Origin of the sequence: Paraburkholderia sp. J10-1, from assembly GCF_905220165.1 — a bacterium.
Classification (GTDB): domain Bacteria; phylum Pseudomonadota; class Gammaproteobacteria; order Burkholderiales; family Burkholderiaceae; genus Paraburkholderia.
The window spans coordinates 57,203-84,093 of record NZ_CAJMYW010000010.1 but is presented as its reverse complement, the minus strand read 5'-3'; the positions used below and the strand labels follow the sequence as shown (position 1 = coordinate 84,093).

The window sequence follows — 26,891 nt, the reverse complement described above, 5'->3', positions numbered from 1 at the left end:
GGGCGATGAAGGGGTATCTGGTGTCGTTCGCGGTCGGCGCGCTCGCGGGGCTGCTCTACAACGTGCTGCAGGTGAAGTCGCCGGCGCCGCCGACCATTGCGCTCGTCGGGCTGCTCGGCATGCTGGCGGGCGAGAACGTCATCGGCCTCGTGCGCGCGTGCGTCGCGCACCTTGCGGGGTGAGCGGGCTGCGCGGGGCAATCGTTGCCCCGCGCGCGGGATAGCGGCCCGCGCGCATGTTACTGGGCAGCTAGCTCACGCCTCGGCCCGCACGAGCCGCTCAGGCAGGCGTGCGCGCAGCGCACGCGCATCGAGCGCCGCAAGATCCTTGTCGAGTTCGAGCGTGACGAGGCTGCGCGTTTGCGCGTCGATCGCCTTGCGCAGCACGCCGAGGAACGCCGGAGGCGCCGCGAGCACGAGCGTGCCGTAGCGCGCGTCGTTGCGGCCCTTCGTGAGCGTCGTCGCGATCTCCGCGGCGAACACGGTGGCTTCGTGGTCGTGCTGGCTGGTGTCAGGGTCGGTCGCGCTGCGGCCGAAACCGACGCGGTCGGTGGTGCGCCCCGGTTTGTCGGTCACGAGGTTCTCATCGAGCATGCGGCCCTGCAAATGCAGCAGCGTCTCGACTTCGTCGATGGCGCCCAGCGGGCTTTCTGCGGCGAAAATGCGCGCGGTCACACGGTTGGCGACGACAATCCAGATCGTTTTCGACATGTTCGACTCCCTGCCATGGCGTCCGGCGCATGAGGCAGCCGGGCGGTTGAGAGGACTCGCGCCACGCGGCGTGAATATCAAGGGTAGCGCGCTTCGGGCCGCACGGCGCGGGAAATGCCGCCGCGCCCGACTATGTGCCTCGTGCGCCGCCGGCATGCGCGTGGCGCGAAGCGTCGGGCCGGCGAGCCGCATGCCCCCGCAGGCCGTTTTTCTTTCCGGAATTCGAGAGGACGATTCTCGTTACTGCCGGATTCTCTTTTTTGGCGGAAGAAACTACTCTTTGGCCGCCGCGGCCGACTCCGCGGCGCGCAGCCTATTCCACAGCGCTTCGAGGCGGCGGACGTGAAGTCGGCGTTAGACGAGCGCGAGGCGTGCATTCGCGAACTGGAAGAGGCAGCGGCGCAACGCGAGGCGCGTATGCGCAAACTGGAGGCGGAAGTCGCGCGCTTGCGCGAAGGTGCCGCGGCGTGAGCGCTCGCTCGCACCGCAACTCATCCACAAGCGGCTTATTTGGCTTTTTCCGCCGAGTTGGTGATGGCTTGTCCGCCCTTCGAGATGTCCTCGCCCGCGCCAGCGATGGTGTTGCAGGCGGCGAGGGTGACGGCGAACAGTGCAAGCGCAAACGCGAGATAACGGCTCATATCGGCTCTCCCTGAATCGAAATGGACGTCGAAAAGAAGCGGCGGCGGGCATGAGGCATGCGCGCCGCCGTTCCTTTCGATTCTACGCGCGAAGCGGGGCCATATGCGCCGAGCTTGCGCAGCTAGCCGTTTTCAGCGCCTGCGCGTCCTGCGCACGACGAGCCATTTCGGCGAGCGAAAGCGCACGATGCTCACGTAGAGCCACACGTAAGTGAGCGCGAACAGCACGACGAAGCAGAACAGGTGCAGCGTGTGGCGCCAGAACAGCGTGGCCGGAATCACGGCAATCAGGCAGAGCAGCCACAGGTACGGCGAAGTGAGCGAATTGCGCCGCGTGAGTTCGCGTGCGTTGCGCGCGCCCACGACCCAGCGCATGAGGCGCTTGTAGACGAGCATGTGCAGGTGCACGCCATCGGGAATGCCGGGCGACATGCCGCGCACGAACTTCTTGCGGTAGATCGAGAAGCAGGTCTCGAAGATCGGATACATGAAAAGCAGCACCGGATACCAGGCCGACACGTCGCGGTTGCGCATGACGAGCAGGATCGACAGTTCGGCGAGCATGAAGCCGATGAAATACGCGCCGCCGTCGCCGAGGAAGATCAGGCCCGCCGGGAAATTCCACATGAAGAAGCCCAGCACCGCGCCCATCATGATGAACGACGCCGAGAGCACCACCGGGTCGTGCACCTGGAACGCCACGTAGGCGAGCGAGGCGAACATCATGAACGCGACCATCGAGGCGAGGCCGTTGAAGCCGTCGATGATGTTGATCGCGTTGGCGAGCGCCGCGACCGCGAGCACGGTGATGACGAAGGAAATCGCCGCGTAGGAAAGCAGGAAGTCGAGCGGCGGCACGCTGATGCGCGTGACCGCGATGCCGAGAAACCAGAACGCGAGCGCGGCGGCGGCCATCGTGCACAGGAGGCGCGCAAGCGGCGAAACGCGCTTGGTAAGGTCTTCGATCAGCCCCGAAGCGAACGCGGGCAGCCCGCACGCGACGATGCCGAGTATGCCGCCCGAAACGGCCGGATACGCGCCGTGCAACTGCGCAGCCGCCACGATGAGCCCGGCGAGGATGCCTGTTCCGCCAATGCGCGGGACGGGCCGCACGTGAAATTTCTGCACGCCCGCAAGGTCGGAGTCGACGGAGAACCTTTCATGCAGATGCGCGTAGCGCACGATCAGCAGCGTGACCAGCAGTGAAACGAGAAAGCCGAGGGCGAAACTGAGCATGAAAGGAAACCGCGACCGGAAGGAGGAATGCGCGATTATACAAAGGCGGGCACGCCGCACACGCCGAACCTCCTGAGGGCGTCGGCGCGCGTGGGCTCCGGTCAGGACAAGTCATTGACTGGCCGCGCGCTCAGGTTCCCGGTGTGTCCGCGGGAGTGATTTCGAGCAGGATGACGTGATCCGGCACGTTCACGGAGAGCTGGCGCAAGTCGCGATGGCTTTCAAGCGGCTGCGCCGAAGTGAGCGGATCGTACAGGTCGACACGCCTGGCTTTTCCGCCAAAGTCGACATCGACGCGCGCGGGGGGGCTCGCGAGCGGCGCTCCCGTCGCCCGGTTCCAGATGAGCGTTTCATTCCAGAGCACCAGTACGAAGCGCCCGTCCTTCTTCTGCAGCAGCAGGCTGTTTGCCGATGGCGGCATCTCCGAAAGCGTATATGCGAGCGTGCTGCGCGCCGCAGCGCTTGTGCGTCGCGTCGTGTTGGCGTTCAGGATCGAGGTGAGATTGCGAATCGCGTAGGCCACGGGTTTGGGGCTGTTGTCGTTGCGAAAGAGCCCGTAATGCATTTCGTCGTTCTTGCGCTCCGGATCGGGCTTTTCGTCGAGCAGTTCATACACGTAGAGCCGTTTCACGCCCGCTGCCGCAGCGTCCATATAGCCGTTGAGCACGCCCTTGGCCTGTGTCGCCTCGTCGACGCCGAGCATGTACCAGCCCGCCTGTGGCAGAGAGAAGTAGCCGAACTCGGTGATGACGAGCGGTAACTGAAATCTCTGGCCGAGGTGAATGGCTGCAAGCATCCACTTGTCGCCGTTTGCATTCCAGAGCGGTTGTTCGCCGTTTTGCGGGTAGACGTGCTGATTCGCGTAGTCGGCAGAATTCGTGCGCGTCTCGACTGACTTGGGGTCGAAGCCGGTCGCGTCATATACCGGCACACCTGCAAGCTCCGGCGTGCCGTGCACGCGTGCGTAAAGATCGCGCTGTACCGCGAGCCCGGCTGCGGCGCCGGTAAGTCCCTGGTAAGTGATCGAAAAATTGTTGAGCTCGTTGGGGCCTTCGATGGCCGCGACGCTGCCGGGTACCTCGGTGTTCAACTTCGCGGCCAGCGCGATTTTTTTCTCAAAGTCCGCGCCCATCAGAAAGTTGAATTTCACGCCGCGCTGCGCGAGATACACGTAGCTCGAGAACGGGATGGACGAGCCGGGCGCGTAATCGCGAACGTGGTGGATGCCGAGCCATGCCATATCGTCGGCGACGTTGTGCACGTTGACGTACGCGCCGTCGGTGTAACTGACGTGGGTCACGACCGCGAGCGTCTGGAGGAAGTCGTCGGCGGGCATTGCCTGTGCCGCGCCACTCGCGTGCGCCGCCGTTGCGCAGGCGAGCGCGCAAAAGCCGGTCGCGAGGCTTCCGGCGACACGCGTGCCAGGCCGCCCACGCGGTTTCGCCAGGCTTACGTGTCGCAAACGCTGGGAGGCGGTTCGTCTGGCGAGCAGGCCAGCGATGAGTGCTACGGGATGCTTCACGGCGTATTCCTCGCGTGGGGCGGCCGCCGCCGGATGCGCGCGCCTTGCCTCGTGGCGGCGTCTCGATGGTTCTGTCCCGGTTGGAGCGGATTTCAGGGCCCATTTTGATGCGCAGTTGCCGCCTTCGTGTGTGCGACGGCGAACGGATGGGCATTCCGCGAAAGCTTAAATTCCTGCTACAACCGATGCCTTACAAAAAAATAAGGAATCCTTCATATCAATCGGCCCCCTTTCGGGCACATCTGAAAACGGGCTGCAATGGCAGGACAGGAAGTCCTGATTCCACGCACCGTCACTCCCCCGCGAAGCGCATCGCCGTTGCGTTATGTGCGCGAACGCACATAGCGCTATGCGCGCATGCGCCCAGTCACACGGCTTGTGCATGACGCCGCCGACGATCACAGACAGTTGGTGGGATTGCGCACGGTCTGCCTGTTGCTCACACCGTAATGTGTTGTCGTGGCCGTCGGGCGAGCAGCGTATGCATGAATCGCTCGGGGCACGGGGTCCGTGTGTCCGCTCCTGGCGGACGAACGCATCGGCCACAAACGTCTGACGAACACGACACGCACTGGGGCAGGGACATGTCAGAGTTAACGCAACGGTCAGAGCTTACGCAACGTACGGTCGATATCGTGCTGCAACGTACGGTCGATGTCGTGCTGATCGTGCTGGGCGCGATATGCGCCGTACACCTGAATCTGAATTCCGGGCAGGTGGCCGCGGTGCATCACCCCGATCCCACGCTGGTGGCGTTTTGCGCGGCGCTTGCCCTCTCTGTCTTTCCCGCCTGCGGAACCTATGGCACACGTGGCAGCCGGTCGCCGATCAGCGTCGCGGGCCGTACGGCGTTCGCCTGGCTCGCGGTGCAGCTCTGCGGACTCGTGCTGCTTTATGCGATTCATCACGATCACTTGCTGGCGCTGCCGTGGTTCATGTACTGGACATTGACAACGGGTATTTCGCTGCTGCTCTCGCACACGCTGTTCTTTTCGGAATTGAGCGTGTTGCGCGTGACGCGTGCCTGGTGGCGCCGGGAGACGCTCGAGGTCGGTGCGCGCGACGCGGTTCGCAACGCCGTTGTCGGGCATGCCTTGAAGCGCCTCTTCGACGTTGTGGCGGCAGTTGGCGCGATTGTCGTGCTCTCGCCGCTGCTCGTCATGCTCGCGCTGCTGGTCAAGCGCGATGGCGGACCGGCGTTGTACGGCCATACGCGCGTAGGACGCCATGGCAAGAAGTTCCGCTGTCTCAAGTTCCGCTCGATGGTGATGAATTCCGAGCAGGTGCTCAAGGAACTCCTCGAGCGCGATCCCGAAGCCCGCGCCGAATGGGAGCGTGAATTCAAGCTGAAGAACGACGTGCGCGTGACGCGGGTCGGCCACTTTCTGCGCCGCTCGAGCCTCGATGAACTGCCGCAGCTCTGGAACGTCCTGCGCGGCCAGATGAGCTTTGTCGGGCCGCGCCCGATCATCGACCAGGAACTTGAGCGCTATGGCGAGGCGAGAAAGTACTACCTGATGGTCACGCCGGGTATTACGGGCCTGTGGCAGGTGAGCGGGCGCAACGATATCGACTACGCGACGCGCGTTTTGCTCGACGTTTCCTATGTGGAGAACTGGACCTTCCGGAAGGACATCGGGATTCTGTTCAAGACGTTTTTCGTGGTGATCCGCGGCACCGGCGCGTATTGAGCTGAAGACGGGCCGCAGGCGGGAACGGAAAGCGGGCTGCAAACGTGTTAGCGGCAGACGCGCTTGGCATATCAGGTATCCGGGTCACACGGCATGACCCGGAACGCGTGTAACGGATTGGGGGTGTTGCGATGGGACTCAACGCGATGAACTGGATCGGGACTGAGCACGCGCGTGTCGTGCGGGAATTCGGACTGGCGGGTGCGCTGCGCCGCGGGGCTGCGTGTGCCGTTTGCCTCGTGCTCACGGCGCTCAGCGGCTGTGCCCTTGCGCCGGGCATGACCTACACCGCCGGAGGGGGCGCCGCCGGGACGAACCCGGGCGCCGGTGCGGCATCTGGCACGGCTGTGCCCGAGAGTGTGGCGACCAAGGGAATCGCAGGGGCGCCATCCGGCACGCTCGTCGAGATTACGAGGGACCTGGTGGACAAGGAAGCTGCGGCGCGCCCCAAGGGCATTCCCGAGGACGTGGAGAAGATGTTCGCCAAGGCCACGCCGTATGAAATCGGCCCCGGAGATATTCTCACCATCGTGGTGTGGGACCACCCTGAGCTCAACCTGCCCGGCGGCGCCGGTGCCGGCGACGCTCCATCGGGCGCTAGTTCGGTTGCGTCCGGCTACACAGTCGATAACAACGGATTTATTCAGTATGCGTACATTGGTCCGCTGAAAGTCCTGGGTCTTTCGGAGATGGGCGTTCGCGACGTCCTCGCGCAGAAGCTCGCGAAATACGTGCGTCAGCCGCAGATCACCGTGCGCATCGAGACCTATCGCAGCAAGCGCGTGTATCTGGACGGCGAGGTCAAGACGCCGGGCGTGCAAGTGCTCAACGACAGACCGATGACGTTGCCCGAGGCGATCAATCGCGCGGGTGGCTTCACCGCCAATGCCGACCGCTCGCATGTGTCTGTGACACGTGGCGACACGACCGTGGATATCGATATGCCGGCGATGATCCGCAAGGGGTTCAATCCCGACCGGATCGTTCTGCGCGACGGCGACCTTGTGCGGATCTTTGCGCAGACAGACAGCAAGGTGTTCGTCGTCGGCGAGGTCGAGCGTCCTGGCGGCGTGATGTTCAATAACGGACGTATGTCGCTCAATGAGGCGCTTGGCAACGCGGGAGGGATCAACCAGTCGTCGGGCGACGCCTCGCAGGTGTATGTCGTGCGTGGACGCGATACCAGCCAGCCGGTCGTGTTCCATCTCGACGCGAGCAGCGCTTCTGCCATGGCCACGGCCGACTCGTTCGAGCTCAAGCCCAACGATGTCGTGTTCGTCGATACGTCTGCTCTCGTGAAGTGGAGTCGTGTCATCAGCCTGATATTGCCGACAACCCAGGCCGCGGCGACCAGCCGTGCGATTGGATATTGATGTCCATATGAAAAACACAAACCACACGAACCGCGTCAGCCGACCTGTTCGAAATCGGGGGAACACGATGAATAACCGCGACTTCCTGCTTGAAGGGCCAGCGGAGACGATCATGCCGATCGCCCCCGACGGCGGACACATGGGCAATCTGCTGGATACGCTATATGCGGGCCGCAAGACGATCCTGATCGTCACGATCATCTTTACGCTTATCGGCACCCTCTACGCGGTACTGGCGTCGCCCGTCTATCAATCGGACATGCTCATCCAGGTGGAGGAGAGCCCGAACGCGGCGAAATCGGCGCTGGCGGATCTGTCCTCCCAGTTCGCGGTCAAGACCCAGGCGTCGGCGGAAATGGAGGTATTGCGTTCGCGGATGGTCGTGTCGTCCGCCGTCGATGCGACGAAGCTTTATATCAAGGCGACGCCGCGCTACTTCCCCGTGGTGGGCCGCTGGGCTGCGCGGCATCTGAGCCTCGACGGCTGGTCGGGTTGGGGCGGATATGCATGGGGTGCCGAGGCGATCGAGGTGACGCAATTCGACGTGCCGGCGCGCCTGCAAGGCAGACCGTTCGTCTTGACCTACCGGGGCAACGGCGCCTACACGCTCGAAGGCGCCGGCCTCACGCTCGAAGGGCATGTGGGACAAGCGCTGCACGCGCCGACCGTGGGCGGCGCGATCGACCTCCTCGTGGGCCGGATAGACGGCCAACCGGGCACGATCTTCAACGTGATGCGCGTGTCCGAACTGAGCGCGATCCAGTCGCTGCAGACGGCGGTCGCCATTACGGAAAAGGGCAAGGAGTCCGATGTCATTGGCGTCGCGCTGGATGGCGAAGACCCGGTTCTGACCAGCACCATTCTCAATGCAATCGGCAACGAGTACATCCGGCAGAACGCCCAGCGCACGCAGGAAGAAGCGGAAAAGCAGATTGCCTTCCTCGACCGGCAACTGCCTCTGCTCAAGGCACAGCTCGAGAAGGCCGAGAACGAGTTCAACACGTTCCGCTCCGAGCACGGCGCGGTCAATCTGGATGCCGAAGCTTCGGCGCTGTTGCAGAGTTCGGCACTGGCGCAGCAGCGTATCGCCGACCTGCAGCAGCAACGCGCGCAGGCGATGGCCCGTTTCACCGACGACAATCCGGCTCTCGTCGCCATCAACGGGCAACTGTCCGAAGCGGAGAAGTCGCTGGAGCGCCTCGCTGGACAGACCCGCGCGCTGCCGCCGGTTGAGCAGCAGCTCGTGCGCCTGCAGCGCGAAGTCACCGTCGATACGAATATCTACACGAATCTTTTGAACAGCCGCGAGCAGTTGCGTCTGATCAAAGCCGGGCGCGTGTCGAATGTGCGCATGATCGACGCGGCGGTGCCGCCTGAAGGACCGATCCGGCCGAAGCGCGCCATCATCGTGGTCGCGGCCGTGTTTACCGGATTGTTTGCCGGCGCGGCGCTCGTGCTGCTGCGTCAGCGGCTCAACCGCGGTGTCACCGTCGTGGACGAGATCGAAGCGGGCACCGGGCTGGCAGTCTTCGCCGCCGTACCGCGCAGCCGCATTCAGCATTCGCTCACGCGTCGCTTGCCGCACGGCGCGCCGGATACGAACACGGTGCTCGCCCACAAGGCCGTGTTCGATCCGGCGGTCGAGAGCCTGCGCAGCTTCCGCAGCGCGCTCGAACATTCGCTGGAGGAGGCAGAAAACCGTGTCGTGCTGCTGGCAGGGCCGACACCGATGGTCGGCAAGTCGTTCGTCTCGGTCAACCTGGCGGCCGTATTCGGTGCGTCGGGCAAGCGTGTGCTCCTCGTCGACGCGGATCTGCGGCGCGGCACGTTGAACCAGCATATGGCGGTGCCGGGCATGCCGGGCGTCACCAACATTTTCGAGCCCTGCCAAAGCTATGACCACGTGGTGAATCGCGACGTGATGCCAGGCGTCGACTTCGTCGCGACCGGGGGCTATGTGACCAATGCCAGCGAACTGCTGCGCAAAGACGCGTTCAGGAACTTCGTGGCATGGGCCAACTCGACGTATGACCTCGTGCTGATCGACGCACCGCCGATTTTGCCGGTGGCCGACGCCGGGATCATCGGGAGGCTGGCTGGCACCGTGTTCGTGATCGCGCGCCAGGGTGCGACGAGCGTCGCTGATCTGCGCGAGTCCGTGCGTCGCTTTGAACAGGTTGGCGTGCCGATTCGCGGCGTGATCTTCAATGACATGACTTCGCGTCCGGGGCGCTATGGCAACGAATATGCCGCGTACGGCTATTCGAGCTACGGCTTTGCCAAGGATACGGGCGCGGCAAGGGCGGAATAGCCGCGTACTGCCGGCAATTGCCAGCCAGGCGGCGCCTCAAAAATGGGCTGGAGCGGATTCGACCTGCTTCAGCCCGCGCCTTCGGCGCGAACCCATCACGCTCTCCTGTCACCCGTCGTTCGCACTAGCGGCGACTTTCCGTGGCAATTCGCAAACGACTCTTCGAAAACGCCTCGAGACGCGTGAGTTGGCGCGACATGAGCGACGGCGAACATTCGCCGGTGCCAAGACCGGCGACACTTCAAGACATATGAATTGCATGGCGCAGCCCGTCGGATTCCGGCTGTGCGCGATGCCTTCCACCTTGGGATGAAACACGTGCTTGCCCCCAATCTGACGATTAACGGCCGCTTCCTTGGACGCCGCGCGACGGGTGTCGATCGCTTTGCGTTCGAGACGATCCGTGCACTCGACCAACTGATCGAGTCGGGCGATCCACGCGTCGCCGGGGTGCGGACCGAAATCATCGTGCCCGAAGCGCTGGCCGCCATGCCGAATCCGTTTCGGCACGTCGCGCTGCGAGCGAGCGGAAAAGGCGGCGGCCTGCGTTGGGAGCAACTGGCGCTCCCTCAAGCTGCACGCGGCCGATTGCTGCTCAATCTCTGCAACTCCGGGCCGCTGTTGTATCGCCGTCAAATTACGGTGCTGCACGACGCGGCGCCTGCGCGCGTGCCGGACAGCTATAGCCGGTCATTTGTCGCCTGGTATCGCTTGATGGCGCCGCGCCTTGGCCGCATTTCGCGCCGCGTGATCACCGTGTCCGAATTTTCGCGGCGCGAGCTGTGCGATGCCTACCGCATTCCTGCGGAGAAGATCGGTGTCGTGTCGGAGAGCGGCGAGCACATGTTGCGTGTGCAACAGGATGGCGGCAAGGCGGCAAATTCGTTCGACGAGCGTCCATTCGTGCTTGCGGTGGGCAGCCTCAATCGTCACAAGAATTTTCAGCTTGTCGCCGATGCGGCGCGACTGATCCGCGACGCGCAGTTCGACATCGTCGTGGTGGGCGGCGGCGATGCACGAGTCTACGGAACGGGGCAAGACGCGTTGCCCGCGTTCGTGAAACATCTCGGGTACGTGAGTGACGGCGAACTCGCGGCGCTCTACCGGCGCGCAGCGTGCTTCGTTTATCCGTCGCGCTATGAGGGCTTCGGACTGCCGCCAGTCGAGGCGCTGGCGCTTGGCTGCCCGGTCATCGCTTCGCGGTTGCCGGCTGTCCAGGAGGCGTGCAGCGACGCCGTGCTCTACACCTCGCCGGACAATCCTGCGGAGCTCGCGAGCTTGCTTGAGCGAATCACGAGCGATGCCGCGTTGCGTGACAGTCTGCGTGAGCGAGGCCGCGCCCGGACTGCGGAACTCACCTGGCAAGCAACTGCCACCAGGTTGATCGAGGAGATCTCGCCGTGGCTAACGTAACGCTCGCATCGAATCTCGCTAACGATACACGCAGGTTCGGCCGTGTCGCGGTCGTGCATGAGTGGCTCGTCACCTACGCGGGATCGGAAAAAGTCGTGGAGCAGATTCTCCAGTTGTTTCCACAGGCGGATCTCTACAGCGTCGTCGACTTCTTCCCGGAGTCGCTGCGTGGCGTGCTGGGCGGCAGACACGCGACGACCTCGTTCATTCAGCATTTGCCGCGGGCGCGCAAATCGTTTCGCAGCTACCTTCCGCTCATGCCGCTCGCCATCGAGCAGTTCGATCTCTCGTCATACGATCTCGTGATTTCTTCGAGCCATGCGGTGGCGAAGGGCATCTTGACGGGGCCGAACCAGGTGCACGTCAGTTATGTCCATTCGCCGATTCGCTACGCGTGGGATCTGCAGCATCAATATCTGTGCGAGGCGGGGTTGCAGCGAGGCATGAAAAGCTGGGTCGTGCGTGCATTGCTTCACTACATGCGAATCTGGGACCAGCGCACGGCGCATGGCGTGGATGCCTTCGTCGCCAATTCCGCGTTTGTGGGGCGGCGCATTCGCAAGGCCTACGGCAGCGAAGCCGCCGTGGTCTATCCGCCAGTCGATGTGGAACGGTTCGAATTGGCTGACCGCCATGAAGACTTCTATTTGATCGCCTCGCGCATGGTGCCGTACAAGCGCATCCCGCTCATCGTCGAGGCATTTGCCACGATGCCGTCGCGGCGTCTCGTGGTGATCGGCGACGGCGCCGACTTTGCCCGCGTCAAGGCGTGCGCGACGTCCAATGTGACCTTGCTCGGCTATCAGCCCGACACGGTTCTGGTGGACTACATGCAACGCGCACGCGCTTTCGTCGTCGCCGCGGAAGAGGACTTTGGCATTTCGGTTGTCGAGGCGCAGGCGTGCGGCACGCCGGTCATCGCTTTGGGGCGTGGAGGATCGCGCGAAATCGTGGTGGATTCGCCGGACCCCGAACGCGGCACCGGGATTTTCTTCAGCGAACAGAGTGTGGAATCGATCGTTGATGCGTTGGAGCGTTTCGAACGGCTGCCACCGATCAAAGCGGAAGTCTGCCGTCGCAATGCGATGCGCTTTACGCAAGAGCGATTCAAGCAGGAGTTTTTAAGCGTCGTGGAGCGTGCGATGGATGCCGACAAAGGGTTTGCCGATGTGCCGCCTGTGGTGCGGCGCTGGCACTCAGCCTGAGTTGGCGCGATAACGAGATCGTTCACGCACGAATGCTGGGTGAACGGATGGGGGCATCGGCAAGTGGAACTGACGATATTCGGAGTCATCGTGTTCGTCGCCGGACTGGCGGCGCTCTATGTGTCGTATCGCGGCGCGATTTACGGCATGGCGGTGTTTTCCCTGTTTGGATGCACGCTCGCGCTCTCATTGGGCGGCATCGGCATTCTGCCCGCGCAAGTCTTTCTCGCATTCTTCGCCATCAGGGCGTTCAATCTCGCGGGCGGCAAGGGCCTTGCCGACGCGGTCACGCTGGACAAGCCCGGCTTCTGGCTGCTTTGTACCTGCCTGTGGGGTGTGACGGGTGCCATTCTGCTGCCGCGATTGCTGAGCGGTGCGACGCTCGTGTTCCCCGTCGACCGCAGCAGCCAGTTCATCATCTTGCAGCCGCTTGGCCCTGTGTCAGGCAATCTGTCTCAGTCGATCTATTGCATCGCGGACGTCATCGTGTATTGCTCCATGTTTGCGTTCCTGCAATATCGCGGTGTGTACCGGACGCTCGCAAACGCCATCTTTTTGCTTGCCTCGCTTGACGTGCTTGCCGGCGTCATCGACATCGTCGCGCACGCGGCGGGCCTCGACATCCTCTCGACCATCAAGACGGCGCAGTTCGCCGATTTGACCGGCCAGGAAATGGCCGGGATGGTTCGCATCAGCGGCACCTTCAGTGAAACTTCGGGTTTCGCGGCTTTTACGCTGCCGATCTTTGTCTTTTGCCTGAATCTCTGGCTCGTCGGCTATCGTTCGAAATTGTCCGGTCCGCTGGCTATTTCAACAGGATGCCTGCTGCTGCTGTCGACTTCGGGAACGGCGTATGTCGGGTTGGGGGTGTATCAGTTCGTACTGCTCTTCAGCCGGCCTGGTGTTATCTCGCGTTTTGCTCCCGTACGCAAGCAACGGCTGTGCGTTATCTCGGCTTGCGCGGGCCTGTTGGGTGTGCTCTATGTGATCGTCTTTCTGCCAGGCGTGGTGAAAGTGCTCGGGGATTTCGTCGACGCCGCGATTTTGAGCAAGGCGGATAGTGATTCCGGCGTCGAGCGGATGGGATGGAATTCCCAAGGGATCACCAACTTCTTCGAGACGTATGGAATAGGCGTTGGGCTGGGAAGCATTCGCGCGTCGAGTTTCCTGGTGGTGCTGGTGGCAAGCCTTGGTGTCGTAGGGATAGTGTGTTACGGGACGTTCCTCGGCAAGACGCTGCTCGCGCCCGTGCCTGCCCATTATCCGTTCACGGAGCGCGCCATCTCTTATTCGGCGCGGCACGCCATGATCGCCACGCTGATCGTCGCCTCGGCCTCGCTTAGCGTTTTCGAACTCGGTTCTTGTTTCTATATATTCGCGGCCGCAGCGGGCGCACTCTCGCCGCGTGTGCTGCGACGTGTGCCCGCGCGTGGTGGGTGGGTTGCCAGGGGGGCTCATGAATAAGGTGCAGGCGTCGCTATCCAAGCTTGAATTACTGGCCGTTTATTTTTCGTACGCAATTCGTTACCTCTACCCGCTCATCCTGATTCCTTATTACGGAAGAGTGCTCGGTTCCAGTGGTTACGGTGTGGTATTGGCCGGGCTGTCACTTTCCAGTGCTCTCTGGCTGGTCGTCAACTTCGGGTTTTCTACCATCGGGGGACGGGATATCGTCCATACCGAAATCGCGAGCGAACGCGATACGATTTTTCGGGATCAATTTACGGCCCGGCTGCTATTGAGCATTCCCGGTGCGATCGTAGGAGGCATTGCGGTCAGCAGGTCGGAAATTATTGCCAATGTGCCTTTTGCAGGCCTTTTCGTCGTCGCGGGAGGGTTGCTGTCCGCCTTCAACATCGGCTGGTATTTCACCAGCACGGGACGTCCGCGCACGAACGTCCTGATCGAAGTACTGGGACTTCTGCTTTCGCTCGCGCTGATCTTCACCTTCATTCGCAAGCCGACTGACGTCGACCTGGCGTTTCCGGTGATTTTCACCTCCAGCATGATCCAGACGCTGGTGGCATATTGGCTGGTTCGAAAGGAATACACCGGCTTCACTGCACCCGTGCGTGCGGCAGTGGGTCTGATCAAGCGCTCGGCTACGATCTTCATATACAGCGGAACGGCAGTCCTGGTGCTGGATGCATCCACCTATATATTGTCGCTACTGGCCGCGGCCCAGGAAGTGAGTGCCTTTGGTCTCTCCGAGCGTCTGGTGGGAGCCGCGCTGAGCATCATGGCGCCCGCCGCGCAGATCCTGGCGCCGAAGGTCATGTATCTGGTGACCCGCAACCCGGCCCGAGCGAATCTGCTTGCCCGCCGGACATTTGCTGTCTTTTTTGTGGGAGCGGTAGCCGGTGTGATCCTCACGAGATTGCTCTCTGAATGGCTCATACCGCTGATATTTGGACCGGAGCTGCGTCATGCCGTACCGGTTCTGAATATTATGGTGTTCATTCTGCCGCTTACCGTTTGCACGCGGGTATTGGGCATTTATTTTCTGATTCCCCGCAAACTCGAGAAGCTGCTTGCCTGGAGCGGTGTGATCAGCGCAGTGGTGAACCTGGTGGCGGCCATTCCCCTTGCCAGCCACTGGGGGGCCGCGGGCATGGTGTACGCGCGGATACTGGCGGAAGGATCATTGCTGGTGATGTTGATTTTCGGGATCTGGAAGGCGGGGTTGTTCCGCGAGATTCTCGGGATCAACGAAGGCGTCTCTTTACCGGCGAGATTTGGAAGATGGCTCGAATAGCGACATACGCGAATCGTTTTGCACATGCGTTGTGGTGTACGCGTGAAGACAGCCCATACGTCTTGCGCATTCCTGCGGGCAATGGTCGATGAGGTCAATGATGGAATCGAGCTTCAGTTCGCGAGTCACGATGGCCGAGCCAATGAGTCGGCCTCCATTTGGCAAGGATCCGAAAATCTGCCTGATCTTTGCAACGCGTGGTCGCGCAGACATTCTCAAGGACGTCGTTGCCTTCGCCAACGTGCAAACGGTGAAGCCTGATCTCATTATCGTGTCCTGCGTCTGCGATGAGGATGTTGGCGACCTGGCCGTCCAACCTGGAATGATCGTGCTGAAGGGGCGCCCTGGGCTCACGACGCAACGCAATCACGCGTTGGATCATGTGCCGAACGATGTCGACGTCGTGATTTTTCTGGACGACGACTTTCTGATGCACAGCGAATGGATTGCGCAAGCGCTCAAGGCTCTGGATAGCGATCCGTCTATTGCGTGTGTCACCGGCACCGTCATCGCGGACGGCATTCATGGGCCAGGCTATTCCTTCGATGAAGGGCGCGCACTCGTTGCCCGGATCGGCGAAGTGCCGGAAAAGATGATCGTCGCGCCGACCGGTGGCCCTTATGGGTGCAACATGGCGTTCCGCGCCAGCAGCATCGCTGGCCTGCGCTTCGATGAGCGCCTCGTTCTTTATGGCTGGCAGGAGGATCGTGATTTCGGAGGCCAGATCTGGAACCGGGGCGATCTCGTCGTGCGTATCAATACTGCGCTCGGCGTGCACCTGGGAGTCAAGCGCGGCAGGGTGTCCGGATGCAAGCTCGGCTATTCGCAGGTGATCAACCCGCTCTATCTGGTGAAAAAGAAGACGATGCCTTTGCGCCCGGCGGTCGATCATGTCATGCGCAATATCGCGAGCAATATTGTTCGAAGCTTCGCACCGGAGCCATGGATCGACCGGCGAGGGCGTCTGGTTGGCAATTTGATCGGGTTGTGGGACTTCCTTCGAGGAAGGCTGACGCCCGAGCGACCCGAGAGCTTTTAGAGAAAGTGGCAGTCGCTAGCGATGAACAAAGACTCCCATTTGGCGGTGCCAGATTGCCTGCGCGGCCTCGCAGCCATATCTGTCCTGCTCTTTCACCTCAATCACTGGCTTGGGATCCCATGGTTGGCCCCCAACGCGGGCATTGCTGTCGACTTCTTCTTTGGCCTGTCGGGTTATGTCCTGTGCGTGGCGTACCGTGGCCGCTTCGAAAGAGGGATGAGCGGAGCGCTTTTCGCGCGTGTCAGACTCATACGGCTGATGCCGATGATCGTCATCGGAACTCTGTTGAGTGCATCGTATCTGGCGGCGAGATATGTTCTCCTTCACGATTCCGACATTTCGCCAGGCTGGCTCGCGGCCGCCACGCTTCTCGGTCTATCATGCATTCCGACCTTCGGTGCTCCGCATGCGATTGGAGGGCCACAGGTTTTTCCGCTCAATGGCCCCGAATACACGCTTTTTCTCGAGCTGGTCGTCAATCTCTTCTGGATGCTCACACGCCGATTTGACGGCATGAAGTTCGCACTCGTCATGGCGATCGCGGGCTATACGCTTACCTCGGTGTTTGGCATGGGAGGCGATACACCGCAGACTTTCCTTTCCGGTTTTCCACGCGTATTTGGCGCTTACTATCTGGGCGTCCTGCTTTATCACGGCAATGTGAAATTCGGGCTGCTCTCGTTGAAGATCTGGAAATCGCTATTTCTTCCAGCGTGCGTGATGACCGTGGTCATTATGGGGTGGAATGGCCAGATCCCCTTCTTCGTACAGTGGCTGTGGGCTGCCGCCGTGATGCCGTTGCTGATCCTCGGCGGGTCTTCGATTGCGCTCACCGGGCCCGTGCGGGCAGTCGCGCTCGTTCTTGGCGAACTGTCGTATCCGGTGTACGCGTTGCATTACCCCACGTTTGTCTGGCTCAACGGCACCTATCAGCAGTTGATGCACAGAAAGGATCCGATTCTGGAGGCTGTCGTGTTCTTGCCAGCGATCCTGCTGGCGAGTTATCTCATCATGCGGTTCATCGATACGCCGATACGCGCCTGGCTCGTTTCCCGATTTGGCCGATCGACGCCTAAACCGGTTCTCGACACCACGGCGGCCGACACACCCGTTTGAGCCGGCGCGCGGCGCTCGCCCGCGGGCACGCTGGATATGCGCGCGTTTGCGTGCGGTATCCAGCAGTGCCGCGCTGGCTGTGTCGATAGCATACGCGTCGGAGAAAACAACATTGCCCCGCGTAAGGGGGAAGGCGCGTTTGCGCGAAACTGCCCGGAAACTCCGCGGCTATCGCCGTGGCCGTTCGAGCGGTCATCCGATCGGTTGCCTGGACACGGTGTGAGAAGACTTGACGCTTGAACGTGGGGGTGGATTATGAAAACGATCGCGTCGAAGACGATAGCTTTCAACGGCAAGTTCTTCGGGGCAGGGCCGACGGGCGTGCATAAGGTCGCCGAGCAACTCGTTGCCGCGATCGACGCGTTGATTGCCGGGCAAACTGGCAGCGGCGTCGATTGCGCACTCGTAGTCAGAGACCGCGTCGAGATCCCGCCCTACCGTAACATTTCGTGCGTTCGCGAGAGTCGCTGGGTCCGCAAGATTCACCGGATCGCGTGGGAGCAATGCTATCTCCCGCTGGCTCGCAGAAGGGACTTCATACTCAATTTATGCAACCTCGGGCCACTGATTCACCGGGATTCGGCGACGATGATACACGACGCCCAGGTGTATTCGGCCCCCGAATCCTATTCGCTTCCTTTTCGGCTTTGGTACAAATCGCTCTACTTTTTCATCGGTAAGCGGCACAAGATCATTTTTACCGTATCCGAGTTTTCTAAGGGCGAGCTCGTCCGCTATGGCGTTGCCGACGCCGACAAGATCGTCGTTGTGCATAACGGCTGCGACCATGTCCTGCAGGTTCAGCCCGACGCGCGGCAGCTTGCTGTGTTGGGCCTGAAGCCGCGGCGCTATGTGCTCGCACTCGCGAACACGCAGAAGCACAAGAACATCGGCATTCTGCTGAAGGCCTTCGCAGGCGCACAGCTGAGCGACGTCGAACTCGTGCTGTTCGGCGGGGCGACGCAGGCCGACTTCGAATATCTCGGGCATACCGTGCCTCCAAACGTGCGATTTACCGGACGCATTAGCGATGCCGAGCTCGTTGGGCTGATGAGCCATGCCGGCGCACTGGCCTTTCCCTCGCTGACGGAAGGGTTTGGTTTGCCGCCGCTGGAGGCGATGGCGCTAGGTTGTCCGGTCGTCGCTGCGCCGTTTGGTGCGCTTCCGGAAGTTTGCGGCAAGGCGGTGCTGTATGCCGATCCGTTGGACCCGGACGCATGGCGGCTGAATATTCTGGCCATACTCAACGATGAAAACGTGCGGCAATCCCTGATATCCGCTGGACTCCGGCAGGCAGGCGGCTTCACCTGGAGACAGGCGGCGCGCAGCGTGTTCGAGACCGTGAAGGCCGCGAGCGGCTGAACATCTTAAAAGAGAGCTTTCGGGGGCACGCAATGTCTATTGATGTCGACTTCTCATTGGCGCTCAATGATCGAACCGGCAAGCTATTTTTGGGGAAGGACATCATTTCGACGCTCGGAGCCAGGGTGACGAGGGTGCACTACGGACGATTTCACGAATTTCCCCACAGCGACCTGATGCGCCGGGTCGTCGGCCGGTTGACTCACAAGGAAACCATTGCGCGGGTACGCCACTCCCGGCTGGTTTCATTGTTGCCGGCCATCCGCGATCCACGCCCAACGCTGCATCTCGATCCACTGAGTGTCGTGCGCCATCGTCTGGAAGCACGCGACATTGTGCTCTGCCACGATGTGGGTCCGATCACGCATCCGCAGTACTTCGCGCCGGGTGTGAAAGACCTGTATCTCCTCGCCTATGAGCAGATCCAGCGAATGAAGCCGCACATGGTATTTGTCAGCAAGACTTCCCAGCGGGAATTTCACCGGCTGTACGGTGATGACTTCGCCTCGTCGAACGTCATCTACATTCCCACTCGCCTGGGGGTCAAGGAAGGAGAGGTGCGTCCGGTGGAAGGCGTTTCGCGCCGTTTTCTGCTGACGGTGGGGAGTATCGGAGATCGCAAGAACCAGGCGCGTTGTATTGAGGCGTTCTCGGCAAGCGGTCTCGTGGAGAAAGGCTGGCAGTATGTCATTGTCGGCGGGCGCGAGTCTGGCGCCGACGTCGCTATTGAACTCGCCAGGCAATCTCCCGGTGTGGTGATGCCGGGATACACGAGAGATGACGAGCTTCGTTGGCTTTACCGCAACGCATCCGGTTTCGTGCTGATGAGTCTGCTGGAAGGATTCGGAATGCCGGTGATAGAGGCGATAGAGCACGATTTGCCATGCCTCGTTTCCCGCGCGAGCATCTTGACGGAAGTCGGTGGCGACGCGATGTTGTGCGCCGATCCGCTTGCTCGTGAATCGATCGCGTATGGGATGTACTCGCTAGCCGAAATGCCGGAAGAGGAGCGCCTCCGGCGAATTGCCCAGGCGCGCGCGCATCTGCGGATGTTTGCGCGCGAACCGATACTCGCCAGTTGGAGAGATCTGGTCGAGAAGGTCGGGTAATCCGCTCGATCGTGCTGGACCGAACGCCGCGGGCTCAATGACCGCTGGCGATCTCGCACATTAAAAAAGCAAGGCCCGCCACGGCGGGCCGGGCGGGCCAGGGCAATTCCGGAAACGCGGTCGTGACCGTCCCGGTCTTTCGTCCAAGCCGGAGCTTCACGCGCCGCAGGCCGAGTATCGTCGAGGCCTGGGGCGGGCGAATCACTCCTGGTAAGAACGTAATACTAGTCGCCGCCCCCTTTAAAAGTCGACATCGCAGCTCGCCGGGTGGCATTCACCGCCGAAAACGCTGCGGCCTTGGCGCGATCGCGCACGGCGCTTCGTCCCGGCGGAGTGGGGTTGAGTCCGAGTTTTCGAAGGTAATAGTTGGCCCGATAGACGTCGGCGCGCAACGTGTTCAGAAACTGGAAATTTACGCTCAAGGTCACCGAGATATTGTCGCCGTTCTTCAGCCAGTGCGGGCAATTGACCGGAACGTGCACGCCGTTTCCGGGAGCCAGTCTGTACGTCTTCGCCCGGTCCTGCAACTCGGGTCGATAGTTCGGCGCGTTGTGGTCGACGGTCCAGAATCGCTCGAGTTCCGCCTCCGGCAGAACCTGCCGGTCTTCCCGATCGAACACGTACAAATCCTTTTGCCCGTGGATTTGAAGGATGAAATTGCATTCGCGGTCGATGTGATACGCCGTCACCCGCTTCGGTGACGTCACGAAAATAATGAGGTCTTCCCGCTTGATCATGGATTCGATGTCGCCGCCCACCATACCCTTGATTTCCGCCATCGCATGCCTGTACAGCTCGGCGTAGGCAGGATCTTGTTGCGGGCCTCTGAAGATGAACCAGGCGTTGGAATCTTCCAGCTGCTCTAATGCATTCAGCGGCGAGAACGCGCGATTCGTGTCTTTCCATTTTTGACCAGGCGAGACGTCACCCATGTCGTAGTAGAGGTCAGCTGGACGCGTTTTCAGGGTCCGCTCCGCCAATTCCATCAATTGAGGAAGTTGCAAGAGCGGATGGGATGCCAGATGGTGGGAGACGTCGAAGCTCTTCCGCTCGAAATTTTCCCGAAACACCGCAGCATCCGCGTCGATCCACTTGTCAGGCAATGTCGCTTCGAGAACCGGGGGAACGGTAGTGGTCTCCATGTGATCGCTCCTTTCAATCTAATGAGGGTTGGGATAAGCAATATCCCTTGGTATTTGGGCACCCAATTGCGTTGGACCGCGCGAAACACGTACAACTCGTTATCTAAAGTCAGTTGCGGCCTGGGGTCTATTTGGCCGCATCGGCGAACCTGTAAAGCCACGCGGGCGTTCCCTTCAGGGCTACCCAGCCAGGGCCGGGTTCAATGTTCGGCATCGCTAGCGACACGACCGCTCGCGCGCCGGTTTGACGGAACGCCTGCATGACCTCATCACGCTGTTGCGCCGTGAGCTGCGTCCAGAATGTCTCACTGAAATTCGGCCAGAGGACTTCGTCTTTGCGGTCAAGGCGGTTGCGGTCCTGGGGCTCGACACGGTACGGGAGACCGCCAAACTCGGCGACGATGCGCAAGCGCGACACGTAGGCCCAGCTGACCCTGACAGTGGGATAGCTATCCCGGATCACAGCGATCGGGTCGCCCGGCTGCAACCCTTGGGCAGTCAGCGCGTCGGCAATCCGCCATTTCGGGTCGTCGTGAAAGTCCGCTTGACGGGCCGCCGCCACGAACGAAGGCCCATCTGTTATTGCGAGTTCTCCGATCAGACCGGCGCTGTAGATGATGGCGAGGGCTGTGGTGAGCAGGCGGCGAGATTGCAGCGTGACATCGAGCAATGGCGCCCACGTGAGAAGCGCAATGACCATGACGAACGCACTGAGGTAGCGATCTTCGACATGAACAATGAAATAGGTGGCAAAGCCGCCGACGGTCGGCAACAGCAATGGCCACGTTCGAATGATTGCCTTGACGAGCGATGCACGCCATGAACGTCTGGCAACGATAAACAAGAGGGCCGCGGCGAGCGAAAGCACCGTTGGATGTTGCTTGATTATCTGCTGCAAGCTCCACAGCGACCGGCCCATTGCGATCAATTGCATTTTCAGGCTGAAGAACGACTTGAAGCCCTTGTACCAATATGCGACGTCGTTATAGGGGGGGTAAGTCGTGTGGAAAGGGGTGCCAAAGCCGAAAGCAGGCAGGCCCGCCACAAGCTGACTGGTCGGATGGATTGGCCGGCCGAACTGCGCCGGGCCGCCCTGCCAATTGGTCAGGTGAGGCAGCTCGTTCACGTGCCAGGGGACATTCAAGGCACCGGAAGCGCCAAGCGTAAATTCCCCATAAGACCAGGAAATCCCCGCGATATAGACGGCAAAGAAAACACCGAAGGTTCCCACAACCGCACCTAACGATTTCCACAAGCCGCCCCTCATGCAGCAGTAGATGAAAAGCGTCAGCAGGAACAGGCAGGCGAATGGAGTGAAGACGCCTTTTACCCAAACGCCGAGACCAAGGACGAGACCAAGCAAAGTCGCAGTGAGCAGGTCCCGACGGCGGATCAGGGAGAGGAGCAGTCCCGAAGCGAGGATAAAGCCCGTGGTCACGAGCAAGTCGGGGCACGCGGCCGAAACGGAGTCCAGCGCCAGACACGCGCCGAGAAAAACGCAAACCCCGATCCAGATCGTAAATGGGTGCTTGCCCAGCGCAATCGAATCAGGCCAAAACAGCGCGAGAGCGCTCCGGATCAGTCCGCGCCAGGCGGCATAAGCAACCAGATAGATGACCCAGTTGATTGCCGTTATGGCATACCACTCACCCTCCGGAGTGGGGGCCGCCAGCGCCCGGGCACCGGCAACCAATGCGGGATATCCTGGATTCCAGAAGGGATTGAAAATCTCGCGCCAATCGAGGTGCGTGACGGCCCAGCTCACATTGAGATAGGAGATCCAGTCGCCATAGTATTGCGTCCGCCCGTAGAGTCCTTCGACGATACCGAGTACGCCGACAACGATCCAGGACAGGATCAGATGCACATTCCCCCGTGACCACTTTATTGTCATGTAGCACCTCCACGCTCGCAGCCAGAAGATCAATCGATAAAGGGTTAGTCGCCCAGTGGTCCAATCAGCGAAACGAGCTGCTAACGCCCAATATCAGTCGAAGTATGAGCACGGGCCGATGATTGCCATGTCGGCCGCGAACGCCGCCAAGATCCGGAACTTTCCCGCGCAGTGTGGCGAACCTCCCGGAATCTGTAGCGTGTGTCTGCACGCCTCGTTCATCGCTCGATGTCGTCCCGGCCGTCGTGTGACAGCAGGGCGTCTCGCTTACGTCCGTGTAGGCAAGTCACGCGACGAATGTAGCCGGTGGATTCGAACCGCTCTGTGCGTTGGGCAACGCGGCTTTCGATCGCGCGAGGCGAATGGGCGTGCGTTGCTCGTTGCGCAACGTTCAGGACGACGATGTGTCGCCTGCCGTCGGGACCTTGGCAGGCGCAGTGGGGGCCGCTGCGGAGAAGCGCCCCTTCTCATTGAACGTCCACGCGGAGTTGAGCAGGTAGGTCAAGCCGAGAACGAGGGCAGTCGTAACCAGCTGGGCAATCAAATAGTTCATACCAAGACTGGTGACGAAGAACTTCATGCACAAGCCGTTCGTGAGCACGCCAAGCAAGGCGATAATGGCGAACTTCGGCGCGGTCGACAGTGGATTGCTTTTGCTTCGGAACGTAATCTGGCGGTTCAGACTGTAGTTGACGATTGCGCCGAAGCTCGCCCCGACCATCGAACTGAGGGCCGGAGAAAAGCCGGAGCGAACCATCGCAACCAGGATCGCATACTGCGTGACAGTGCCGATCGCACCGACGCCCGCATAGACCACAAACCTTCGTGCCGCGCGCAGATCAGGCATCGTTGGGGCCTGCGGATTGATAGCGTCTGCGAATCAGGTAGACCGGCCGGCTCTTCGATTCGTGGTAGATGCGGCCGATGTATTCGCCGAGCACGCCTATGCCGATCAATTGAACCCCGCCGAGCAGAAGGACGGCGGAGATCAGCGAAGCGTAGCCGGGTACGGCGACCCCTTGAATCAGGGTGCGCACAATGAGGAACGACGCATACAGGATAGCGCCAAGCGCCACGAAGCTGCCGACATAGGTCCATACGCGAAGCGGCAGCGTGCTGAAACTCGTGAAGCCCTCCAGGGCGAAGTTCCACAGTTTCCACCCGGAAAACTTCGACCTGCCGGCCAGACGCGGTTCGCGCACGTATTCGACGACCGCAGTCCGGTATCCGACCCAGGCGAACAGGCCTTTCATGAAGCGGCGCGTTTCCGGAAGCTGCTTGAGGGCGTCCACGACCTCACGCGTAATCAAGCGGAAATCACCGACGTTTTCCGGAATCTTCGTGTCGCACATCGCATTGTGTATGCGGTAGAAGATGGCTGCGGTCTGGCGCTTCAGAAAGGAGTCCGTGAGCCGGCTGACGCGTTTGGCGACGACGACGTCATGGCCTTCCCGCCATTTCTCGACCAATAACGGAATGACTTTCGGCGGGTCTTGCAGGTCGGCGTCGAAAGGGATCACGATCGAGCCGCGAGCTTCGTCGAGCCCCGCGGACAGTGCTGCCTCCTTGCCGAAATTGCGCGACAGATCGATGACGCGGATGCGGCTGTCGTCATTGGACCTGGCGATCAGCATGCGCAGCGTGTCGTCGCGGCTGCCGTCGTTGACGCAGACGATCTCGAACTGTGTTCCGTCGATCGCTTCGAGTACGGGAATCACCGCGCTGAAAAACGCCCCGATCATCTCCTCCTCGTTGTAGAACGGCACGACGAGCGACAGAAGGCACGGTTCGTCGACCACGGGCGTTTGCGCGAGCGCCGGATTGGACTGGGCGGTCGTATCGCGCGAAGCGGCCGGCGGGGTTGGCGCTTCCCTCAGAAGCGTCTCCGGAACCAGAAAGTGAGGTCGGCCGACATAGTCCATGGTTACCTCGCGGAGATGCCGCGGTTGTCCGGCTGGTGTAACGGTTTCATCGCAAACGTTGTTCGCGGCTTGCCCCGGCGGTCTGTCCGTTCAGGACTTGCTGCAAAGCAGAGCGCCCGAACAGCACGCACTTAAAGTCTAGAGCGATGCGTGCCCGGCGTTCGTGCGCTCGGGCACACTGATCGCCGTAGCGGTTCAGCGTTTGACGAGGCGCAGAACCGCATCCAGCGGGGACTTTAATCGGGTCACCGGCCAGTGAACGACTTCCGAAAAGGTCTTGGGGTCACGGTGTTCCAGCGTCGAGATGACCTTCCTTTTCAGCTTGTCGCGCAACGGCGAAACGCCGGGCGGCAGCGGCTTCAGACCCATCTTGCGCAGAACGTAGTTGGCCTGATAGACCCTGGCGCGTTGCTCCAGCGACTTCATGCAGTAGTTGATGCTGATGCTCACCGAAACATTGTTGTCGTTCTTGACCCAGTGCGGCGCCAGTGACGGGTGATGCACTACCTCCCCCGGGTTGAGCCGGAAGATCGTTCCGCGACTCTGCAACTGACAGCGATAGCGCGCCGCTTCGAAGTTGCCGGCGTAGTAACGTTCGACTTCCTGGTCGGGCACCAGCTCGCGATCGGTTGCGGGGAAGAGACAGACGTCCTTCGAACCCTGCAACTGGAAGAGGAAGTTGGTTTCGTGATCGATATGGAAGGGCGTCGAGATATTGGGCGAGGAGACTAACAGTGTCATCGTCACCAGGGTCATGTCGCTGCGCAGCGGGAAACCGGACAAATCCTCGAGCTCGGATGTGATTGTATCCAGAACCTGAGCATAGTCGGCATCGAACAGGTGTGCCTGGGTGAGCTTGATCCATGAGTCGTTTTCGTGAACACGGGCAAACGCCTCGGCCAGCTGCTTGCTATGCGGCATGGCGCTGAACTTGGCATCCAGCGCGCTATTCTTGAAGTTGATCGCGCGAGCGTTGCCGTTCTTTTCGAGCATCAGTTGGGCGAGTTCGGCGACCCTCGGGATCTCGAACAATCCACTCTCATGCAATACGTGATTGAACTTGAATGGATGAAGATTGAAATTGCTTTTGAATTCGGTGCTGGAAGCGTGCAGGATTTTGTCGTCTGAGGTCAGTCGGCGTGATGCATCGGCCAACACCGTACCATCGCTAGTCACAGACATGGCACACCTTCGTAGGTAGGAGGGACACTGCCTGCAGGCTACTATTGCGCCTCTTCACCCGATGTGCGTTGACGAACATCCAAACCCGTTTTGACGTTTACCCGGAACTGGGCGGTTTCCCTGGCTGGTTCATGGCGGGACGCCGACGCTGTGTCAGCGGCTTTGAAGCTGGGTCGCAGAAAATCAACGACCTCGGCATCCGTAATCGGCTTGATGTGCAATCTGAAAGCGTTGTTCAGCGAGACGACGAGGTACTGTGTCCAAAGCGCATTCCAGACTACGCCGGCGTGGCTGTCTGCAAGGAAGACGTTGTGCGGATCGTCGCCGGAGGTATTGGTGATGGCCCAGCCAGGCGACAGGCGAACCGTCTTGTAGTTTGGCCGACCTTGGGCGTCGCGCTGACCCCACATGCTTCTGAACCACGCGTTGTCTTCGAGAACGTAGACATGGCGATCCGCCGCAGCGAGCGCGCGCAAGCCATTGTTGAAGTGCTCGACGCCGGCGTCGATATTGGCTATCTCTCTGGCGGATTGCCAGCTGTCGAACTCGCCCGGCCAATCCGCGCCGCTGGCCGCGGTTGAGAGCACGACATAGGTATCCGGATGATTTATGCGGATCAGCGAGACGGCTTCGCCAATCGACTTGATGCAGGCGTCCATCACGGCTGCGGGGTGCGGTGCAGCGGGATCGCGCGACATCTCGTCGAATAGCTCGTGGCTGCTGAGATCGTTGTCGCCGATGCGAATGAACACGATGCCGCCTCGCCAGGCTTGGGGTTCTGTGTCCATCAAATCGACGAGACGGATGGCCTGGCGCTGCGATTTGCCCATCAGCTGGTCGCAAGTCGCGCCGCTAATCGCGAAGTTATAGCGGTAGTCCACCTTGGGGGGCGTGCGAGAGAGGGAACCGAGGGCTTCCCCGACAATGGCGCGGTACTTGCCTGTGCCCCAGGCGCCCCATTCCCCGAGATCGATCTGGTCACCGCGCAGCTGACCCAGGACCTCGGTCCACTGCCAGGTGGTCGCGCTCCACTTGCCGCCTCGCGTGCCCGGACCACCCGGCGTCAGCGTGTCATGGTACGACTCGCTGTTGGAGTCTCCGAGCACTGCGAGTCGTATCCTGCCGGATGGGGCTTCCGCCGCGACAGCGACAGCAACGGGGGCGCGGCGAAAGAGGCCGGGAAGGGCGAGCCTGGCAAAAAGACCGGCCACGGTCAGCGCGCCGAAGCAGGCGACCAGCAAGAACTTGCGCGAACGGGACATAGGCCA

At 61.1% G+C, this 26,891-nt stretch carries 23 protein-coding genes; 13 read left to right on the top strand and 10 right to left on the bottom strand.

Going from position 1 to position 26,891, the window contains the following annotated elements:
* Positions 1–5: 5 nt before the first annotated feature.
* Entirely contained in the window at positions 6–182 is a 177-nt protein-coding gene (locus U5A65_RS27530) for a DUF1427 family protein (RefSeq protein WP_321913043.1), read from the top strand.
* 72 nt (positions 183–254) lie between these two features.
* Here the strand turns inward: U5A65_RS27530 and U5A65_RS27525 are convergent, their stop codons facing one another.
* Positions 255–710, bottom strand: coding sequence for a host attachment protein (locus tag U5A65_RS27525; RefSeq protein WP_321913042.1), 456 nt, complete (start codon positions 708–710; stop codon positions 255–257).
* A 342-nt stretch (positions 711–1,052) separates the two neighbouring features.
* Here U5A65_RS27525 and U5A65_RS27520 point away from each other — a divergent pair, with 342 nt between their 5' ends.
* The gene (locus tag U5A65_RS27520) at positions 1,053–1,181 is read left to right on the top strand and encodes a hypothetical protein (RefSeq protein WP_321948524.1); all 129 of its coding nucleotides are present in this window, start codon (positions 1,053–1,055) and stop codon (positions 1,179–1,181) included.
* A gap of 35 nt (positions 1,182–1,216) precedes the next feature.
* Here U5A65_RS27520 and U5A65_RS27515 read toward each other — a convergent pair whose 3' ends face one another.
* The 3 genes from U5A65_RS27515 to U5A65_RS27505 form a co-directional block, all read right to left on the bottom strand.
* Complete coding sequence (locus U5A65_RS27515; protein ID WP_158757106.1) at positions 1,217–1,351, bottom strand: entericidin A/B family lipoprotein; 135 nt, start codon at positions 1,349–1,351, stop codon at positions 1,217–1,219.
* Between the two features lie 132 nt (positions 1,352–1,483).
* Positions 1,484–2,587, bottom strand: a complete 1,104-nt coding sequence (locus tag U5A65_RS27510; protein ID WP_321913041.1) for a glycosyltransferase — start codon at positions 2,585–2,587, stop codon at positions 1,484–1,486.
* Between the two features lie 130 nt (positions 2,588–2,717).
* Positions 2,718–4,109 carry a calcium-binding protein gene (locus U5A65_RS27505; protein ID WP_321948523.1) on the bottom strand — a complete coding sequence of 464 codons (1,392 nt, stop codon included), beginning with the start codon at positions 4,107–4,109 and terminating at the stop codon, positions 2,718–2,720.
* Between the two features lie 584 nt (positions 4,110–4,693).
* Here U5A65_RS27505 and U5A65_RS27500 point away from each other — a divergent pair.
* The 11 genes from U5A65_RS27500 (at position 4,694) to U5A65_RS27450 (ending at position 19,483) form a co-directional block, all read left to right on the top strand.
* Entirely contained in the window at positions 4,694–5,800 is a 1,107-nt protein-coding gene (locus tag U5A65_RS27500; protein ID WP_321948522.1) for a sugar transferase, read from the top strand.
* Between the two features lie 131 nt (positions 5,801–5,931).
* On the top strand, positions 5,932–7,173 hold the full coding sequence (locus U5A65_RS27495; protein ID WP_321948521.1) for a polysaccharide biosynthesis/export family protein: 1,242 nt from the start codon (positions 5,932–5,934) through the stop codon (positions 7,171–7,173).
* A 112-nt stretch (positions 7,174–7,285) separates the two neighbouring features.
* Positions 7,286–9,484: a GNVR domain-containing protein gene (locus U5A65_RS27490; protein WP_321913037.1), complete on the top strand. Its 2,199-nt coding sequence runs from the start codon at positions 7,286–7,288 to the stop codon at positions 9,482–9,484.
* Positions 9,485–9,793: 309 nt separating this feature from the next.
* Positions 9,794–10,897: a glycosyltransferase family 1 protein gene (locus U5A65_RS27485; protein ID WP_321913036.1), complete on the top strand. Its 1,104-nt coding sequence runs from the start codon at positions 9,794–9,796 to the stop codon at positions 10,895–10,897.
* The gene (locus U5A65_RS27480) at positions 10,885–12,102 is read left to right on the top strand and encodes a glycosyltransferase family 4 protein (RefSeq protein WP_321913035.1); all 1,218 of its coding nucleotides are present in this window, start codon (positions 10,885–10,887) and stop codon (positions 12,100–12,102) included. Before U5A65_RS27485 ends, U5A65_RS27480 begins: the two co-directional genes overlap by 13 nt.
* Positions 12,103–12,291: 189 nt before the next feature.
* The gene (locus tag U5A65_RS27475; protein ID WP_321913034.1) at positions 12,292–13,566 is read left to right on the top strand and encodes a hypothetical protein; all 1,275 of its coding nucleotides are present in this window, start codon (positions 12,292–12,294) and stop codon (positions 13,564–13,566) included.
* The gene (locus tag U5A65_RS27470; RefSeq protein WP_321913033.1) at positions 13,559–14,857 is read left to right on the top strand and encodes an oligosaccharide flippase family protein; all 1,299 of its coding nucleotides are present in this window, start codon (positions 13,559–13,561) and stop codon (positions 14,855–14,857) included. The genes U5A65_RS27475 and U5A65_RS27470 overlap by 8 nt, the downstream gene beginning before the upstream one ends.
* Before the next feature lie 130 nt (positions 14,858–14,987).
* Complete coding sequence (locus tag U5A65_RS27465) at positions 14,988–15,896, top strand: glycosyltransferase family 2 protein (protein WP_321948520.1); 909 nt, start codon at positions 14,988–14,990, stop codon at positions 15,894–15,896.
* A gap of 21 nt (positions 15,897–15,917) precedes the next feature.
* A complete protein-coding gene (locus U5A65_RS27460; RefSeq protein WP_321948519.1) occupies positions 15,918–17,012 on the top strand; it encodes an acyltransferase in 1,095 nt (364 codons plus the stop codon).
* Positions 17,013–17,267: 255 nt separating this feature from the next.
* Entirely contained in the window at positions 17,268–18,374 is a 1,107-nt protein-coding gene (locus U5A65_RS27455; protein WP_321913030.1) for a glycosyltransferase family 1 protein, read from the top strand.
* Between the two features lie 32 nt (positions 18,375–18,406).
* Entirely contained in the window at positions 18,407–19,483 is a 1,077-nt protein-coding gene (locus tag U5A65_RS27450; RefSeq protein WP_321913029.1) for a glycosyltransferase, read from the top strand.
* 224 nt (positions 19,484–19,707) lie between these two features.
* Here U5A65_RS27450 and U5A65_RS27445 read toward each other — a convergent pair whose 3' ends face one another.
* The 6 genes from U5A65_RS27445 to U5A65_RS27420 all read right to left on the bottom strand — a co-directional run bounded on the left by U5A65_RS27445 (position 19,708) and on the right by U5A65_RS27420 (position 26,885).
* A complete protein-coding gene (locus U5A65_RS27445; protein ID WP_321948518.1) occupies positions 19,708–20,625 on the bottom strand; it encodes a transcriptional regulator in 918 nt (305 codons plus the stop codon).
* A 127-nt stretch (positions 20,626–20,752) separates the two neighbouring features.
* Positions 20,753–22,519 (bottom strand): hypothetical protein, encoded by a 1,767-nt coding sequence (locus U5A65_RS27440; protein WP_321948517.1) that lies wholly within the window; start codon positions 22,517–22,519, stop codon positions 20,753–20,755.
* A 391-nt stretch (positions 22,520–22,910) separates the two neighbouring features.
* Entirely contained in the window at positions 22,911–23,366 is a 456-nt protein-coding gene (locus U5A65_RS27435) for a GtrA family protein (RefSeq protein ID WP_321934197.1), read from the bottom strand.
* Positions 23,359–24,441: a glycosyltransferase family 2 protein gene (locus U5A65_RS27430; protein WP_321948516.1), complete on the bottom strand. Its 1,083-nt coding sequence runs from the start codon at positions 24,439–24,441 to the stop codon at positions 23,359–23,361. Before U5A65_RS27430 ends, U5A65_RS27435 begins: the two co-directional genes overlap by 8 nt.
* 195 nt (positions 24,442–24,636) lie before the next feature.
* Complete coding sequence (locus U5A65_RS27425) at positions 24,637–25,623, bottom strand: cupin-like domain-containing protein (protein ID WP_321948515.1); 987 nt, start codon at positions 25,621–25,623, stop codon at positions 24,637–24,639.
* Between the two features lie 41 nt (positions 25,624–25,664).
* Positions 25,665–26,885, bottom strand: coding sequence for an SGNH/GDSL hydrolase family protein (locus U5A65_RS27420; protein WP_321934196.1), 1,221 nt, complete (start codon positions 26,883–26,885; stop codon positions 25,665–25,667).
* Positions 26,886–26,891 lie beyond the last annotated feature (6 nt).

Bases quoted from the DNA above. Each gene is read 5' to 3' on its own strand.
- U5A65_RS27530 (WP_321913043.1), top strand. From the start codon at position 6: ATGAAGGGGTATCTGGTGTCGTTCGCGGTCGGCGCGCTCGCGGGGCTG.
- U5A65_RS27525 (WP_321913042.1), bottom strand. From the start codon at position 710: ATGTCGAAAACGATCTGGATTGTCGTCGCCAACCGTGTGACCGCGCGC.
- U5A65_RS27515 (WP_158757106.1), bottom strand. From the start codon at position 1,351: ATGAGCCGTTATCTCGCGTTTGCGCTTGCACTGTTCGCCGTCACCCTC.
- U5A65_RS27510 (WP_321913041.1), bottom strand. From the start codon at position 2,587: ATGCTCAGTTTCGCCCTCGGCTTTCTCGTTTCACTGCTGGTCACGCTG.
- U5A65_RS27500 (WP_321948522.1), top strand. From the start codon at position 4,694: ATGTCAGAGTTAACGCAACGGTCAGAGCTTACGCAACGTACGGTCGAT.
- U5A65_RS27495 (WP_321948521.1), top strand. From the start codon at position 5,932: ATGGGACTCAACGCGATGAACTGGATCGGGACTGAGCACGCGCGTGTC.
- U5A65_RS27490 (WP_321913037.1), top strand. From the start codon at position 7,286: ATGCCGATCGCCCCCGACGGCGGACACATGGGCAATCTGCTGGATACG.
- U5A65_RS27485 (WP_321913036.1), top strand. From the start codon at position 9,794: ATGAAACACGTGCTTGCCCCCAATCTGACGATTAACGGCCGCTTCCTT.
- U5A65_RS27470 (WP_321913033.1), top strand. From the start codon at position 13,559: ATGAATAAGGTGCAGGCGTCGCTATCCAAGCTTGAATTACTGGCCGTT.
- U5A65_RS27465 (WP_321948520.1), top strand. From the start codon at position 14,988: ATGGCCGAGCCAATGAGTCGGCCTCCATTTGGCAAGGATCCGAAAATC.
- U5A65_RS27460 (WP_321948519.1), top strand. From the start codon at position 15,918: ATGAACAAAGACTCCCATTTGGCGGTGCCAGATTGCCTGCGCGGCCTC.
- U5A65_RS27455 (WP_321913030.1), top strand. From the start codon at position 17,268: ATGAAAACGATCGCGTCGAAGACGATAGCTTTCAACGGCAAGTTCTTC.
- U5A65_RS27450 (WP_321913029.1), top strand. From the start codon at position 18,407: ATGTCTATTGATGTCGACTTCTCATTGGCGCTCAATGATCGAACCGGC.
- U5A65_RS27445 (WP_321948518.1), bottom strand. From the start codon at position 20,625: ATGGAGACCACTACCGTTCCCCCGGTTCTCGAAGCGACATTGCCTGAC.
- U5A65_RS27440 (WP_321948517.1), bottom strand. From the start codon at position 22,519: ATGACAATAAAGTGGTCACGGGGGAATGTGCATCTGATCCTGTCCTGG.
- U5A65_RS27435 (WP_321934197.1), bottom strand. From the start codon at position 23,366: ATGCCTGATCTGCGCGCGGCACGAAGGTTTGTGGTCTATGCGGGCGTC.
- U5A65_RS27430 (WP_321948516.1), bottom strand. From the start codon at position 24,441: ATGGACTATGTCGGCCGACCTCACTTTCTGGTTCCGGAGACGCTTCTG.
- U5A65_RS27425 (WP_321948515.1), bottom strand. From the start codon at position 25,623: ATGTCTGTGACTAGCGATGGTACGGTGTTGGCCGATGCATCACGCCGA.
- U5A65_RS27420 (WP_321934196.1), bottom strand. From the start codon at position 26,885: ATGTCCCGTTCGCGCAAGTTCTTGCTGGTCGCCTGCTTCGGCGCGCTG.